The 15,666-nt window shown below is 34.0% G+C and carries 19 protein-coding genes and 1 other annotated feature; of the genes, 6 read left to right on the top strand and 13 right to left on the bottom strand.

The annotated features are described in order from the left end of the window. Positions 1 to 81: 81 nt before the first annotated feature. Together ltrA and BLV37_RS06945 are read right to left on the bottom strand one after the other, a co-directional pair. Positions 82 to 1,497: a group II intron reverse transcriptase/maturase gene (gene ltrA, locus BLV37_RS06940; protein ID WP_244270456.1), complete on the bottom strand. Its 1,416-nt coding sequence runs from the start codon at positions 1,495 to 1,497 to the stop codon at positions 82 to 84. 485 nt (positions 1,498 to 1,982) lie between these two features. Then, a complete protein-coding gene (locus BLV37_RS06945; RefSeq protein WP_143031490.1) occupies positions 1,983 to 2,300 on the bottom strand; it encodes a hypothetical protein in 318 nt (105 codons plus the stop codon). 183 nt (positions 2,301 to 2,483) lie between these two features. On the opposite strand from BLV37_RS06945, the gene BLV37_RS06950 reads away from it, so the two are divergent. From BLV37_RS06950 to BLV37_RS06970, 5 genes are all read left to right on the top strand, one after another. After that, the gene (locus BLV37_RS06950; protein WP_091729199.1) at positions 2,484 to 3,059 is read left to right on the top strand and encodes a nucleoside recognition domain-containing protein; all 576 of its coding nucleotides are present in this window, start codon (positions 2,484 to 2,486) and stop codon (positions 3,057 to 3,059) included. A gap of 6 nt (positions 3,060 to 3,065) precedes the next feature. Then, positions 3,066 to 3,602 carry a spore maturation protein gene (locus BLV37_RS06955; protein WP_091729202.1) on the top strand — a complete coding sequence of 179 codons (537 nt, stop codon included), beginning with the start codon at positions 3,066 to 3,068 and terminating at the stop codon, positions 3,600 to 3,602. Between the two features lie 85 nt (positions 3,603 to 3,687). After that, positions 3,688 to 3,933: a binding site (T-box leader), on the top strand. 253 nt (positions 3,934 to 4,186) lie between these two features. Beyond that, complete coding sequence (metG, locus tag BLV37_RS06960) at positions 4,187 to 6,151, top strand: methionine--tRNA ligase (protein ID WP_091729204.1); 1,965 nt, start codon at positions 4,187 to 4,189, stop codon at positions 6,149 to 6,151. Between the two features lie 12 nt (positions 6,152 to 6,163). Next, positions 6,164 to 6,928, top strand: coding sequence for a TatD family hydrolase (locus BLV37_RS06965; RefSeq protein ID WP_091729207.1), 765 nt, complete (start codon positions 6,164 to 6,166; stop codon positions 6,926 to 6,928). Positions 6,929 to 7,013: 85 nt separating this feature from the next. Beyond that, positions 7,014 to 7,253: an AbrB/MazE/SpoVT family DNA-binding domain-containing protein gene (locus BLV37_RS06970; protein WP_091729209.1), complete on the top strand. Its 240-nt coding sequence runs from the start codon at positions 7,014 to 7,016 to the stop codon at positions 7,251 to 7,253. Between the two features lie 66 nt (positions 7,254 to 7,319). Here BLV37_RS06970 and rsmI read toward each other — a convergent pair whose 3' ends face one another. From rsmI to BLV37_RS07025, 11 genes are all read right to left on the bottom strand, one after another. Continuing rightward, positions 7,320 to 8,150, bottom strand: coding sequence for a 16S rRNA (cytidine(1402)-2'-O)-methyltransferase (gene rsmI, locus BLV37_RS06975; protein WP_483145409.1), 831 nt, complete (start codon positions 8,148 to 8,150; stop codon positions 7,320 to 7,322). A 16-nt stretch (positions 8,151 to 8,166) separates the two neighbouring features. Beyond that, positions 8,167 to 8,916: a tRNA1(Val) (adenine(37)-N6)-methyltransferase gene (locus BLV37_RS06980; RefSeq protein ID WP_091729213.1), complete on the bottom strand. Its 750-nt coding sequence runs from the start codon at positions 8,914 to 8,916 to the stop codon at positions 8,167 to 8,169. 139 nt (positions 8,917 to 9,055) lie between these two features. Next, the gene (locus BLV37_RS06985; protein ID WP_091729232.1) at positions 9,056 to 9,226 is read right to left on the bottom strand and encodes a DUF362 domain-containing protein; all 171 of its coding nucleotides are present in this window, start codon (positions 9,224 to 9,226) and stop codon (positions 9,056 to 9,058) included. Between the two features lie 97 nt (positions 9,227 to 9,323). Next, the gene (locus tag BLV37_RS06990; protein ID WP_091729234.1) at positions 9,324 to 10,226 is read right to left on the bottom strand and encodes a PSP1 domain-containing protein; all 903 of its coding nucleotides are present in this window, start codon (positions 10,224 to 10,226) and stop codon (positions 9,324 to 9,326) included. Further along, complete coding sequence (gene holB / locus BLV37_RS06995; protein ID WP_091729237.1) at positions 10,220 to 11,209, bottom strand: DNA polymerase III subunit delta'; 990 nt, start codon at positions 11,207 to 11,209, stop codon at positions 10,220 to 10,222. The genes BLV37_RS06990 and holB overlap by 7 nt, the downstream gene beginning before the upstream one ends. A gap of 11 nt (positions 11,210 to 11,220) precedes the next feature. Beyond that, the gene (locus BLV37_RS07000; RefSeq protein ID WP_208975222.1) at positions 11,221 to 11,673 is read right to left on the bottom strand and encodes a YaaR family protein; all 453 of its coding nucleotides are present in this window, start codon (positions 11,671 to 11,673) and stop codon (positions 11,221 to 11,223) included. Between the two features lie 12 nt (positions 11,674 to 11,685). Further along, entirely contained in the window at positions 11,686 to 12,015 is a 330-nt protein-coding gene (locus BLV37_RS07005) for a cyclic-di-AMP receptor (protein ID WP_091729240.1), read from the bottom strand. Positions 12,016 to 12,054: 39 nt separating this feature from the next. Further along, positions 12,055 to 12,381, bottom strand: coding sequence for a cyclic-di-AMP receptor (locus tag BLV37_RS07010; RefSeq protein ID WP_091729243.1), 327 nt, complete (start codon positions 12,379 to 12,381; stop codon positions 12,055 to 12,057). 3 nt (positions 12,382 to 12,384) lie between these two features. Further along, a complete protein-coding gene (gene tmk / locus BLV37_RS07015) occupies positions 12,385 to 13,020 on the bottom strand; it encodes a dTMP kinase (protein ID WP_091729245.1) in 636 nt (211 codons plus the stop codon). A gap of 36 nt (positions 13,021 to 13,056) precedes the next feature. Then, positions 13,057 to 14,475, bottom strand: coding sequence for an aminotransferase class I/II-fold pyridoxal phosphate-dependent enzyme (locus BLV37_RS07020; protein WP_091729247.1), 1,419 nt, complete (start codon positions 14,473 to 14,475; stop codon positions 13,057 to 13,059). A gap of 98 nt (positions 14,476 to 14,573) precedes the next feature. After that, positions 14,574 to 14,759 carry a sigma factor G inhibitor Gin gene (locus BLV37_RS07025; RefSeq protein WP_091729249.1) on the bottom strand — a complete coding sequence of 62 codons (186 nt, stop codon included), beginning with the start codon at positions 14,757 to 14,759 and terminating at the stop codon, positions 14,574 to 14,576. Positions 14,760 to 14,993: 234 nt separating this feature from the next. On the opposite strand from BLV37_RS07025, the gene BLV37_RS07030 reads away from it, so the two are divergent. Further along, the gene (locus tag BLV37_RS07030; protein ID WP_176967906.1) at positions 14,994 to 15,662 is read left to right on the top strand and encodes a protease complex subunit PrcB family protein; all 669 of its coding nucleotides are present in this window, start codon (positions 14,994 to 14,996) and stop codon (positions 15,660 to 15,662) included. The last annotated feature ends 4 nt before the right edge of the window (positions 15,663 to 15,666 follow it).

Here is a 15,666-nt window from a genome sequence, read left to right on the forward strand (position 1 = left end):
CAATCGAGTAGGAGGTAATTAATTATTTTAATTACCGTCCTCTCACACCACCAAGCATACCGTTCGGTACTTGGCGGTTCATTAAGACAGTCTGAATTTCTCATACTGTGAAGTTAAACTTTTAAAACCATGATTAATCAGTTTCTGATTAGTTATGGTTTTATTTAGTATTGGACTTTTGGATATTCTCCAGTAGCTTTTCCTAGTGTTGGCATATTCCCATGCCTTACCTTTAGGAACTCCTAGTTTCATTAGGTTTTTAAATCTAGTTCTGACTAATTTCCATGTCTTCCAGACCACGGCTCTAAGTCGCCTCCGAATCCATTGGTCCAGCTCCTTTAGTTTGGTCTTCATATCTGCTAATTTAAAATAATTTACCCAACCTACGACTATTTCATTTAGTTTCTTAATTCTATGATTGAAATTCATGCTTACATTTCTGTTAGTTATATTTCTAATCTTTTCCTTAAGTCTGTCATAACTTTTGTCATGGACTCTAAATTTTATTCCACCTTTTCCATAGTAGAAACTATATCCTAAGAATTTTCTTTTTGTTGGTGAAGATACTGCCGACTTTTCAGTATTTACTTTCAGTTTTAGCTCTTTCTCTAGGAATTTTGTGATATTTTCGAGGGCTCTTTCTCCTGCCCTTTTGCTTTTAACATAAACATTACAATCATCAGCATAACGGCAGAATCTATGTCCCCTTCTTTCTAGTTCTTTGTCTAATTCATCTAGTAATATATTACTTAATAGTGGACTTAGTGGGCCACCTTGAGGTGCTCCTTCTTCTGATTTAACCTGCATACCTTTTAACATTATCCCTGATTTTAAATACTTTCGTATTAATTTAAGCACTCTTTTGTCTTCTATCTTTCTTGACACTAGATGCATTAAAAGGTCATGATTTATATTATCAAAGAATTTCTCTAAATCCATATCTATTACGTATCTGTATCCTTCATCGATATATTTCTGTGCTTGTTTTAGAGCCATATGTGTACTTCTTTTGGGTCTAAAACCATAGCTACTATCTGAAAACTCCTTATCGAATATGGGATTGATTACTTGGTTTATTGCTTGTTGAATCAATCTATCTATTACGGTTGGTATTCCTAGGAGTCTTACCCCGCCATTTGGTTTGGGTATTTCTTTTCGTCTTACTGGCTGTGGTTTATATTTTCCACTTAGCAGACTTGTCTTCAAAGTTTCGTAATGTTCTTGTAGGAAAGGTAGAAGTTCATCTACCTTCATTCCATCAATTCCATGGCTTCCTTTGTTAGATACTACTTTCTTGTACGCTTCAAAGATATTTCTCTTATCCACTATTCTTTCGAGTAGATGTTCAGTATTAAATTCCGACTTGGTTTTCAGATTTGACATCGCCGACAAATCACTGTACACTCCTTGTTTACCTCGAGTTTCCAACCCTACTTCCACAAGCCAGTCCAAGTCCTTGGTTTTCTGTATTCTTTTCATGTTTGTTGAGATTGCCAATCCTACTCACCTCCTTAATGTTCAGCCCTTCCAAGGTTATTCATGACTAACCTTGTACTATGGCTTCTGCTGACTTCTGATAGTTCAGCCACACATCACTGCATGGGTTACCATTTAGATATTTCATCTTTTAATGGTGTATCTACCAGACCTCCCCAGGTAAGAACGTAAACTTTCACTCCATATATCTGCTACATCTACTTTCCCTGTTTCGGATAGTTTTGGACTTTGACTTGTTTAGCAGCCTCATCCACAGGGTTAAGCCTCAAATGTAGTTCGTGTACCTCAGACCAGAGCTTTGCCGCCGACTTCCTTCAGATTCCACCTCACGATGGACACCCTTGTCTTGAGCTAACGGTTGGCACTATCAACCCCCGTATCGGACTTGCACCGACTAGTTTATGCCCATGCTGGGCGCACTAAGAAAAACTAAGACTAAGAATGTTCTTAGTCTTAGTTTATATGTTCTGTTTTAGATGTATTCTCTATTCACTCATGTACATTTCCTCATCCATCATTGGCATAATGGGGTACATTGAGTCCATAGGCATCATTGGATAAATTGGGTACATAGGATACATAGGATACATGCAGTCCCCTTCTTCTCCAGCCATGTCGTATCCCCAATTTGACATACACATCATCATGCATCTCATCATCATTGGATTATTCATTATAGGGCAAGTGCCCATTGGAGGATACATTGGATATGTGGGGCATTTTGGTTTTTCTGGATATGTTGGTTTTGGACACTCTTCTGGTTTTGAAGGAGGCATATATCGACCTCTTGGCCTTCTAATCAACTCAGTTCAACTCCTTTATTCTAAAATAAATTGCTTAGTATCATTATATGAACTATGTTGTTAACCGTTACTTTTTGTATACTAAAGTTGTAATCCAGAACTATCTATAGGCATATACTCTAAATATACCGAGCTATAAAGGACTCTTAACTATATAATTTTAAGCGATTAGAGGTAATTAATATGCTAAGCTATATTTGGTTTTTTTTAATATTCACAGGAATAGTAATTGGAGCTTTCACTGGTAATCTCCAGGCTATAAACACAGCTATTGTAGAAGATACCTCTGAGGCTGTTAAGTTTGTCATAGGCCTTATGGGTGTTATGTCTCTATGGCTTGGTCTTATGAATGTGGCAGAAAGGTCTGGATTGATTAAGAGTTTTAGTAAGCTCCTAGCTCCTATTACAGGGGTATTATTTCCCGGTATACCTAAAGGGCATCCAGCCATGAGCTCTATAGTCATGAATATGGTCACTAACATGTTTGGAGCAGGTAATTCTGCAACTGCAATAGGATTAAAGGCTATGGAGGAAATGAATAGCTTAAATAAAAATAAAGCTAAGGCAACTAATGCAATGTGTATGTTTTTAGTAATCAATATGTCTTCAATACAAATTGTTCCTCTTACAGTATTGAAAATTCGGGCAGATACAGGTTCAATGAATGTGACAGAGATCATAGGTACTTCTTTAATTGCAACTACAATATCAACTGTTGTAGGTATTTTAAGTGTTAAAATATTAGAGAAAAGGGAATGATTTTGCATGGTTGAAGCATTAAATCTATTATCTATTGCAATTATTCCAGCCATCATGAGTATAATATTAATACATGGCTACATAAAGGAAATAAATATTTATGATGCTTTTGTTCAAGGTGCTAAAGACGGTTTTAAGGCATCTTTAAGAATATTGCCTTATCTAATTGCAATTTTTCTGGCCATTGGTGTGTTTAAAAGATCTGGTGCAATGGATATCCTAGTTAGTCTTATGGAGCCTATTGCCAAGATTTTTGGAATACCAAAGGAAGTAGTTCCTCTAGCTCTTATGCGTCCTATTTCTGGAAGTGGCTCTTTGGTCATAGTTAAGGAAATAATCTCTGGGTATGGACCTGATTCTTTTGTTGGAAGGGTAGCTTCTACTATGATGGGATCTGCAGAGACTATATTTTATACTATGGCTGTATATTTTGGAGCTATTGGGATTAAAGATTCTAGACATACCCTATCTGCTGCTCTCATATCCCATTTAGCTTCTATTATTGCTTCTGTGGTTGTGTGTAGCTTTGTGTTTAGAGGATAATGGAAAATAAAATGGAAATGAAATATAAACCCTTGACATTTTTAAACTATTTATGTATAGTTTTTATTAATATAGTTAAATATATTAAAAAGCGATGCTGAGAAGAGTAGGCTTGTATGTCTATCTATAGAGAGCTAGATTAGGTGAAAGCTAGCGTTAGATGTTAAGCTGAATATGGTCTCGAAGCTATATAGCTGAGCTGAATAAGTTAGGCTATGTCGGATTTGTATCCGTTATATTTACAATGGTTTAAAAGAACCTACTAAGGTCTAAGTCGTGAGGCTTAGATAAATTAGAGTGGTAACACGAGGAAGCAGCCTTCGTCTCTATCTGGAGATGAGGGCTTTTTTTATTTAATTAAGCAATAACGATAGGGGAACGATGGTTTAACGATAGTTTAACGATAGTTAAACAATTGTTTAACGATAGTTTAACGATAGTTTAACGATGGTTTAACTACTGTTTAACAATTGTTCAACTACTGTTCAACTACTGTTCAACTACTGTTCAACTACTGTTCAACTACTGTTCAACTACTGTTCAACTACTGTTCAACTAACAACTAATAACAGGAGGTTTTAAATATGGGTAAAAAATTTTATGTGACAACGCCTATTTATTATCCGAGCGACAATCTTCATATAGGCCATACATATTGTACTGTAGCTGCAGATACAATAGCAAGATTTAAGAGATTGCTTGGATATGATGTAAAGTTTCTAACAGGAACTGATGAGCATGGTCAAAAAATTCAAAATGTGGCAAAGGAAAAAGGAGTTGAACCTAAGGAATATTTAGACGGGATTGTTTCTAATATAAAGGAGCTATGGAAAACTCTAGATATTTCTTATGATAGGCTTATAAGAACTACTGATGAGGATCACAAGGAAATAGTGCAAAAAATATTTAGCAAGCTTTATGAGCAGGGGGATATTTACAAAAGCCAATACGAGGGTCATTACTGTACTCCTTGCGAGTCCTTTTGGACTGAAAGTCAGCTAGTAGAAGGAAAATGCCCAGACTGCAATAGAGAAGTAAAGCTGGCAAAGGAAGAGGCTTATTTCTTTAAGCTTTCTAAATATCAGGATAGACTTTTAAAGCTATATGAAGAAAATCCAAGCTTCCTACTCCCTGATGCGAGAAGAAATGAAATGCTGAATAATTTCTTGAAGCCAGGACTAGAAGACTTATGTGTTTCAAGATCTACCTTTGATTGGGGAGTTAAGGTTCCCTTCGATGATAAGCATGTTATTTATGTTTGGATTGATGCTTTGAGCAACTATATCACAGCATTAGGTTATCTTACAGATAATGATGAGGAGTTTAAAAAGTACTGGCCTGCAAATGTTCATTTAGTAGGTAAGGAAATAGTGCGATTCCATGCTATTATCTGGCCTGCTATTTTAATGGCCTTAGATATAGATTTACCTAAAACAGTTTTTGGGCATGGATGGATATTGTTTGAAAATGACAAAATGTCAAAATCAAAGGGTAATGTAATCTATCCTGAGCCTTTAATAGAGCTATATGGAGTAGATGCTTTAAAATATTTCTTGTTAAGAGAATTTTCCTTTGGCCAGGATGGTTCTTTTTCTAAAGAAAAATTCTTGATTAGAGTAAACTCTGACCTTGCAAATGATTTAGGGAACTTAGTAAGCAGAACAGTGGCTATGATAGATAAATATAATGGTGGAATCATACCTGAAGGTAATGTGAGGGAGGATATTGATAATAGCCTAATAGAATTAGGAGTTTCTACAGCCAAGAAGGTAGAAAACCATATGGACAATTTAAGCTTTGGAAATGCACTTGAGGAAATATGGAAGCTTGTAGGTAGAGCTAATAAATATGTAGATGAAACTACTCCTTGGATATTGGCAAAGGAGGAAGACAAAAAAGGTAGATTAGATACTGTATTATATAATTTAGCTGAATCTCTAAGAATAGTATCTGTACTCATTAGACCTTTTATGGAAAAAACCTCTAATGGTATATGGAGTCAGTTGGGAATAGAGCTTGGTCAAGGAACAGATTGGAGTGACCTATGGGAATGGGGAAAATTACCTACAGGTGTCAAGGTTAAAAAAGAAAATCCACTATTCCCAAGACTTGATGTTAAGGTAGAGCTCCAAAAAATAAATGAAGCTAACGAAGCATTTATCCAAAAAAGATATGGAAAAACAGAAGAGCCTCAGGGTAATTCTAAGGAAAATGAAGAGCTCCAAGATTTTATTACTATAGAAGATGTAGATAAAGTAGATTTGAGAGTAGCTAAGGTAGTGTCAGCTGAAAAGCATCCTGATGCAGATAAGCTTTTAGTTCTTCAGCTAGAGGTAGGAGATGAAAAAAGACAGGTTGTCTCTGGTATTGCTAAGTATTATAAGCCTGAAGAATTAATTGGGAAAAATGTAATCCTTGTCTATAATCTTAAGCCTATCAAGCTAAGAGGTGTAGAATCTCACGGAATGATACTTGCTGCAGATAAGGGTAAAAGCCTTACTCTAGCTACCGTAATGGATGATATAGGTAGTGGAGCAAAGGTAAAATAAGGAGGAAATATAATGCTTATTGATAGCCATGCACATTTAGATGATAAAAGGTTTGATAAGGACAGGGATAAAATAATTAAAGATTTAAAAAATCATGGAGTGCAAATTGTAATAAATCCCGGTGCCGATGTTGCGTCATCTGTAAAGGCAGTATCTATGGCGAAAGAATATGAAAATATATATGCAGCTGTTGGTGTACATCCCCATGATGCTAAAACTATGGATAATACGACCATACAGCTGCTAAGCTCCCTTGCTAATAATGAAAAGGTTATTGCAATAGGAGAAATAGGCTTAGATTATCATTATGATAATTCACCTCGAGATGTACAAAAAGAATGGTTTGTAGAGCAAATACGACTTGCTAAAAAGCTCAAGCTCCCAATAATCATACATGAAAGAGAAGCAAGTCAGGATATGTATAATATTTTAAAGCAGGAAACTGATGAAAACTTAACAGGAGTACTGCACTGCTATTCTGGAAGCCTTGAAATGGCAAGAGAATACTTAAAGATGGGATATTATATATCCTTTGCAGGTCCTATAACCTTTAATAATGCTAGGATATCAAAGGAGGTTGCTAAAAGTATACCTTTAGATAGGATATTGATAGAAACTGATTCTCCATATTTGTCTCCAGAACCTAGAAGGGGTAGAAGAAATGAACCTCTTAACGTAAGATATGTGGCAGCTATGATAGCAGAGCTTAGAGGTATTTCATTTGATGAAGTAGCAAGGGTAACAAGTGCAAATACAAAAAAATTATTCCAGATTTAATATGTTGACTTTAAATGGAATATATGGTACAATTTAATTTGTAAATTCAAGTCGAATTTTGACATGTAGAATAGGAGGATGTAAAATGAAATCAACAGGAATTGTAAGAAAGGTAGACGAGCTAGGTAGAGTTGTTATACCAATAGAATTAAGAAGAACACTTGACATAGCTGAAAAAGATGCTCTTGAAATTTATGTAGATGGAGAGCAAATTATACTTAAGAAATATGCTCCTGCTTGTATTTTCTGTGGACAAGCTAAGAACATAACTGTTTTTAAAGGCAAAAATATTTGCCCTCAATGCCAAAACGAATTAAGCAAATAATTTCCCTATAGTATAAAATTGATTAAAGAGATTCTTTATGTAAGAATCTCTTTTTCGCATTTTAATTCATATTTCTATGCTTTCCTTATACACTTCATTTTTAGCTATTCCTCTCTCTTCAGCTACTTTTTTTACTGCATCTTTTTTTGACATGCCTTCATTAATATACATGTTCAAATGAGCCTTTATGGATATTTCCCACTCTTTTTCCTCTATATCTTCTTCCTTAGAGTTGCCTTGAATTATTACTACAAATTCGCCCTTTGGCTCTTCCTCATTATATTTGTCTATTGCCTCTTTTACACTTCCTCTAAAAACCTCTTCATACTTTTTAGTTAGCTCTCTACATAAGGCTATATTCCTATCTCCAAGGACCTCAAGCATAAGGTCTAACAATGCTTTTATTCTATATGGGGATTCATATAATATTATAGTTCTTCTTTCTAACTTTATATTTAATAATGCTTCTCTTCTTTCTTTACCCTTAGATGGCAAAAATCCTTCAAATACAAATTTCCCAGTAGGTAAGCCTGATAATACTAATGCTAAAATTGAAGCTGTAGCTCCAGGAAGTGCTGTAACTTCTATATTGTTTTCGATGGCTAGTTTTATCAAATCCTCTCCAGGGTCTGATATGCCTGGCATTCCTGCATCTGATACTAATGCAATGCTTTCTCCATTTAATATTTTTTGTATTATTACTTCTCCTTTTTCTCTTTTATTATGCTCATGGTAGCTAGTAAGAGGCTTTTTAATCTGGAAGTGATTTAGGAGCTTTATAGTATGCCTAGTATCTTCTGCTGCTATAAGGTCTACTTCCTTCAATGTGTTTAATACTCTTAAGGTTATGTCTTCTAAATTGCCTATAGGTGTGGGGCAAATATATAGTTTACCTATATCTCTCAAGGATGTCTCACCTCTTTTCCATTCCGTATATTTTATATATTTCTTCTGTATATGTACCGTCATCATTATATACATAAAGTGGTTTTTCAAATTTCAGCTCTGGTTTAGATGCTTTTACGCTCTTGATGAGTACTAGATTAGGCTTATCCTCTACTTTTGGATGTACAAATCTAATCTTCTTTGGTTCAAGCTTATATTCTCTTAGCAAGCAAAAGATGTCCACTATCCTATGAGGTCTATGTACCATAAAAAAGCTTCCATTATGCTTTAGTAATCTACTCCCTGTCCTTATGACATCCTCTAGGGTGCAAGTTATCTCATGTCTAGATATAGCCTTTTTATCTTCTGGATTTATTATACCTCCTCCTTGAAGCATGTAAGGGGGATTTGAAATTACTGTGTCAAAGATATTTATGCCTAGCTTTTCGGGAGCATTATTTAAATCCATGTTTATTATCTGGATACTGTCCTCAAGGTTATTCATTTCTACAGTTCTTTTAGCCATTTGGGCAACTTCTTCTTGTATTTCTATTCCATATATTTTTTTAACCTGATTTTTTCCCCATATGAGAAGTGGTATAATTCCAGTGCCTGTGCCTAAATCCACTATAGTTGCATTTTTTCTTATTTCACAAAAGCTTGACAACAGAACAGCATCCATTCCAAAGCAAAAGCCATCTGTGTTTTGAATTATTTTAAGCCCTTTTAATTTCAAATCATCTATTCTTTCATTTTCTTTCAATACTACATTTTTCATAAAACCGCTCCTCATTTTATCATTTGATAAACAATCTATATTAGTATTATATCATTTTACTTAATGATACAACAAAAGCTTCTATCAGAGTATTTGGTAGCAAAAAAAGACCCTTTCAGGTCTCTTTTTTAAGTATTTATTAGTCTGGTATTGGTGCGTCAACTGGGCAAACATTTGCGCAAGCACCACAATCAATGCAACCATCTTGATTTATTACGTACTTATCATCTCCTGCGCTTATAACGCCTACAGGACATTCTGGTTCACATGCTCCACAGCTTATACATGCATCTGTTATTTTATATGCCATAGGGTTCACCTCCTTAAGAAAATGACACTTCGTATATCCTTTAATATTGTACCACTTATCTTTTTTAAATAAAAGTACTTTTATAAATATTTAACATTTAATCTTCTTTCATAAGCTTTTCTAATTCTTTAATGTCCTCTACGTCATCTATTTGCAGGTTAATGTCATCTTCCTTAGGTAAAGCCGGCTTTTCTATTTCATTTATATCGTTGATTGAAAAAGGTATTAGCTCTTCTGTATTATCTGGTAACTTAACCTTCACCTTAGCCATCTCAAGAAGGGTATTTGTTTCTATAACTACACCTTTTCCTTGTGGTGTCTTTACTATTGAGCCTACACATGGAAGTCTTTCTAATATTTCCTCATAAACCTCATGCTCGTACTTTAGACAGCACATAAGCCTTCCACATATGCCTGATATTTTTGTTGGATTTAATGATAGGCTTTGTTCCTTTGCCATTTTAATAGATACTGGAGCAAATTCACCTAAAAATGTAGAACAGCAAAGTGAACGTCCACAAGGGCCTAATCCACCTATCATTTTTGATTCATCTCTTACCCCAATTTGTCTTAGTTCTATTCTTGTCTTGAATATAGCTGCTAAGTCCTTTACAAGCTCTCTAAAGTCAACTCTTCCATCAGCTGTAAAATAAAAAATTACTTTGTTATTATCAAAGGTATATTCCACATCTATTAGCTTCATATTTAGGTTATGGCACTCTATTTTTTTAAAGCATATATCAAATGCTTCTTTTTCCTTATTCACATTCTCTTGATGAGTATTTATATCTTCAGCAGTAGCTACCCTTAGAACCTTTTTCAGCGGAGGAACTATTTCCTCCTCCTTTACTTCTTTTATGCCAACTACAGCTTGACCAAACTCTATGCCTCTAGCAGTCTCTACTATTACATAATCATCCTTTAATATATCTATATTATCAGGGTCAAAATAGTATATTTTCCCTGCTTTCTTAAATCTTACTCCTACAACAGTTACCATATTTCTACCTCCTGGATTTTTAAAAGCATTACTTCGATTGCAAGCTGATAATTTACATTTGCATGAATATCATCTTTTGTTTTTACTACTGTATCTATTATATCATTAATTTTCATTCTTGATAGATTTTTACATTGTGAAATAATTATGTCAATTTTATCCCTATTAATTATAAAATCTATATTCTCAGTTTCCTTATATACAATTAAGTCTCTGTACCATATTAAAACAATATCCATGATTTCGTCAATATTTTCTTTGTTCTTTTCAAAAAAATCACTTCCAAAATAAACCTTTAGTTTATCTCCCTTAGTAACAGTATCTAAAATTTCTATTGTTTCATCTCTAAGGCTTTTAAAGCTGTCAGACTTTGATAATTCTATTGCTCTTCCAACAATTCCATTTGAAAATGAGGTTATAAATCTAGCTTGTTCTTCTGTTTTGTCATAAATGCTTATTAATGCCTTTTCTATTATGGTCTTATCTACTGAGTTAAATTTTATTAATTGACATCTGGAAACTATGGTAGGGAGCAGACTATAGCTGTTTATTCCTAGTAGTATTAGTACAGCATATCTAGGAGGCTCTTCTAAGGTTTTAAGAAAGCTATTTTGAGCAGATTGTGTCATCTTATCTACATGGTCTAAAATATAAACTTTCCTATCTGATTCTAACGGTATTTTAATGATTGATCTCTGAAGCTCGTCTATTTGCTCTTTTTTAAATGAATTCCCATCAGGATATTCTATATGAAAATCAGGATGATTTCCTGAATCAAACTTAATACAGGATGAGCATTTATTGCATGGGCTATCCCCACCCCTTTGGCATAATAGGGTTTTAGCTAGACTCTTAGCAAGTCTTTCTTTTCCAATGGATTTAGGTCCTTCAAAAAGGTAGCTATGAGATACTAAATCATTTCTTATTGCATTTTTTAAGCCCTCAATAATATTTTCATGACCTATTATATCTTCAAAATCCATAAAAACCTCCACTACATATATATATCAAGGATTAAACCTCTTATATCGTCTAGTCTCTTTAATATTTTAATATTATCCTTTTCTTGAGATAATACATCTTTAGTTAGTGCTTCTAGCTCCTGATCTACTTTTTTTATAATTCCATATACTCTATGTCTGCCTCTGCTGTCAAGAAAGCTGTCCTTCTTAAATTTGACCATGGAATCTACTGACTCTTTCATAAATTCAGAAATAAGCTTTTTATATGCTAAAACCTCTTTGATTGTAATATTTTTTGATAGGCGACTGGCCTGCTTGTCTATTCTTTGGAGCAGGTTTTCTAATCTCTCTTTTGCTGTAAGCTCGTCTGACCTCTTCATCTCTTCTGAAAATGTTAATCTAGAAGTGCCTTTCTTGTTCCCTCCCTGGTTGCTTAATATATCAACAGATTGGGTTGATTTGTTCATTATATCGTTTATCTTCATAATAGATCTCACCTATACTTTCTCGAATCTATTTATATCTACTACAAATATGGTTGCACCTCCAACCTGGACCTCCACTGGGTATGCCATGTATACTCCAGAAGACCATGCAACAGGAGGTGGTGGCGTAGTGATCATCTTTCGAGAGCTGCATAATTCTTCAATTATTTTAATCACATTATCTACTTCTTCTTTTTTTACACCTGTCAATATAGTTGTATTACCTGATTTTAAAAAGCCTCCTGTAGATGCTAGCTTAGTAACACTATATCCTGTTTTCATTAATTTATCAACAAGTTTTGAAGCATCGTCATCTTGAACTATGGCTATTACAAGTTTCATTGATTTGCCTCCCTTCACATTGTATTAGGATAACTTATTCTATATTCTTTCATACCTATCTACATCTAATATAAATACTGTTGCTCCTCCTATTTTTATATTATACGGATATGGAATAAATGTGTCTTCTACTACTGGAATTGTAGATACTGTAGCTGTAATGTCCCTTGGCTTACATACTTTTTCTATTATTTTAACCACATCTTCAACTCTTTCATCATCTACTCCTATTAGAAGAGTTGTATTGCCAGACTTTAAGAATCCACCTGTAGATGCTAGCTTAGTAACTCTAAATTCTTCTTCTGTAAGCTTTGAGATTAAATTGGTAGTGTCCTCATCTTGAATTATGGCTATTACAAGCTTCATGCTTTATTCCTCCTTCTTTTTTTCTAACAAATTGTCTACTATAGCTCTAACCTGTTCAAAGGTATTCTCCTTTGTTTTAGTAGCATCTATTACTTTAATTTTACCCTCATAGATTTCTATCAAACTTAGATATCCCTCATATACTTTCTGATGGAAATCTAGCTTTTCTCGTTCTAATCTATCGCCTTGGTTTCTTCTAGTTTTCCTTTTGAGTGCAATCTCTGGTGATATATCAAAAAATAATATTAAGTCAGGCTCTACTCCTTGGATAGCAAAATCGTTTATGGCTTTAATCTTATCTACTCCAAGCCCTCTACCTATGCCTTGGTATACAAGGCTCGATAAAACAAATCTATCACAAATAATTATCTTACCTTCTTCTATAGCTGGTGCTATTTTCTGTGAAACATGCTGTGCTCGTGAAGCAGCATACAAAAGTGCCTCTGTTACATTAGACATACTTGTGTTTTTGCTATCAAGTATAATCGTTCTTATGTCTTCACTTATTTTTGTTCCACCAGGCTCTCTAGTAGTGACTACATCCTGCCCCTTTTCCTTTAAATATTCTGATAGCAATCTGGTTATTGTGCTTTTCCCAGAACCATCAGGTCCCTCTAATGTTATGAAAATCCCTTTCATCTTTATCATCCTTTCCCTAAGCTCTTACACGTTGGTCTATTTAACTACCCTTATCTTCTCTCTATTATAATCTAAAAAGCCTAATATTTGCATATTATTTTTCTTTAAGGCCTGGATATATTGAATAATTTCCTCTGTTATAATCTCACCAGGACATAGTATTGGAATACCAGGAGGATAAGGTATGATAAAGTCCGCCGCTATTCTGCCACTGCTTTTGATTAGTTCTATTTCAGTTTTATCACTATAAAAGCCATCTTTTAAGGTTGTATGTAGCTTTGGTTTAATCTGCCTTATATCTATTTTATTCTGGTCTTCTTCAATATAGGAGTACCTTTTACATATATACTCAATAGAATATGCAAGTTTTTCTAGGTCCTCATCCTCGTCTAATACGGAAGTTAGTGCAACTCCATAATAATAATCGCTCATTTCTAGCTGTATATTATATTTTTCTCTTAACATATCTTCTACAGACTTTCCGGTGACACCATGAACCTTAAGAAGTATTTTTGTATTGTCAAAGTCATGGATTTCGTTATTCTTTGAGTCTTTGTTAAGTATAGTAAGGTTTTGAATATCCTTCATATATGATGTCCATTTTTCAATATTGTCCAGTAAGCATCCTAGCTTGTACTCTCCATGCATTTCCATATAGGCTACTGCAAAATCTATGGAGGACATAAGTATATAGGATGGACTTGTGGTTTGTAGCATAGAAATAAAGGTTCTTAATCTGTGAATGTCTACTCTATCTGAGCCTACATGTACTATGGAGCTTTGGGTAAATGCAGGTAAGGTTTTATGTGTGCTTTGTACTACTATGTCTGCTCCTGCTTCTAATGCAGATACAGGGAGTCTTTTGCTAAATTTTAAATGGCTTCCATGAGCCTCATCTACTATTAAAATCTTATTATGCTTGTGTACTATCTCGGCTATCTTCTTTATATCTGAGCATATTCCATAGTATGAAGGATAAGTAATTATTACAGCTTCTATTTCACTATCCTCTGTAAGCTCCTTTTCTATATCATCTGGATTTAGTGTTGTAACTATATTATATTCATGACTATATCTAGGATATATGTATTTTGGTGTTATCCCTCCAAGTATTAGTGCATTGTATACTGCTCTATGACAATCTCTTTGTATTAAAGCCTTGCCTCCTGGCCTAATGCAGGCCATAATTGCTGCATGTAATCCGCCAGTAGTTCCATTTACTGAATAAATGCTTTCCTTTGCTCCAAAAGCTTTTGCTGAAAGCTTTTGACTTTCATAGATTATGCCCTCAGGATTATGAAGATTATCTGTCCCTCCTACTTCTGTTACGTCTATATATGGTATTAGACCTCCTAAAAAGCTTAGACTATCTTTTCCCTTATGTCCAGGCATATGAAATCTTGTATTGTTTTCTAAAATATATTTTTTTAAACCATTTATAATTGGTGTGTTCATAGCATTCCTCCTGATGTATTATTTCTACTTTTAGAGTCAATTTCCTTTATTTTAATTAAGTAAAAAAGATATAGAGTCTGCCTCTATATCTTTTTTTGTTAACTGTATTCAATTATGTAATTAAGCCAAGTTTTTTTTATTATTGATTTGTAATATTCATATTCTATGTCATCTATATCTGTTTTTGATATTCTATTTAAACAATTCGTACATAAATGTGCTCCCAACAAGTTAATTCCGTCTTTTTCTATTCCATTGCATATCTGGCATATGTTAGGGTTCATTAGACCAACTCCTTAAACTAGTTTATCTTAATTATTGCCCTTATATTATATTCTATTCGCATTGCATGGCCATTGTTCTTGATTTTATTCATATGACCTAAGATTCTCTAAAGCTAGTACAGCTACAGGCTACCAAAGCTATACACATGGAACTAATATAAATAATTTACGTCTAAAATCATAAGAAAGTAGACTTATCCTATGGCAAATTATATTAAGGAGGTATTTACAGAGATGAAGAATAAAAAAATTATTGTGTTTTTCATGATAATGGCTCTAAGCATATCATTATTTACTGCTTGTTCAAGAGGGAAAAGCACATCTGCTACTATAGGAAATATTGATTTTGAAATGGTAGGTTCAGATGCTTTAACAGATAGCCAGCTGGAAGAATGGTTTAATGAAAATTACAAGAAGGAGGATTTATCTTCTTTTAATTTTAAGGATTACACTTATATCTTAGTAGGTGCTGGTGAAAAGCCTTCTGGAGGGTACTCTGTGGAGATTTCTTCAGTAGTAGGAGAAGAAGGTTCTATTATAATAAATGGTCAGGTTAATGCTCCTAAGCCTGATGAAATGGTTACTACAGCCTTAACCTATCCTAATGCCTTAATTAGAATTCCCAAGGATTCTAGAAGCATAAGCTTTGGTGAATTTACAAACACATCTATTGTAGAAGATTCTGATGAAGCTATGGAGGAAGAAGGAGTTTTTGTTGGTCTTGCAGATAGTAATTCCTGTGAGATAATTGTAAATAATGAACCTTTAGTTTATAGGCTGTCTGATGATGTTAAGGAAACGGTAGCAGAATTAAATCAAAATGACCAGGTTAAATTCTCTTACAACTTGAATGAATATGACCAGATGGTTATTATAAGTATACAAAAAATAAAAGGTGAGTAATTCA

Origin of the sequence: Proteiniborus ethanoligenes (assembly GCF_900107485.1) — a bacterium.
GTDB classification, from domain to species: domain Bacteria; phylum Bacillota; class Clostridia; order Tissierellales; family Proteiniboraceae; genus Proteiniborus; species Proteiniborus ethanoligenes.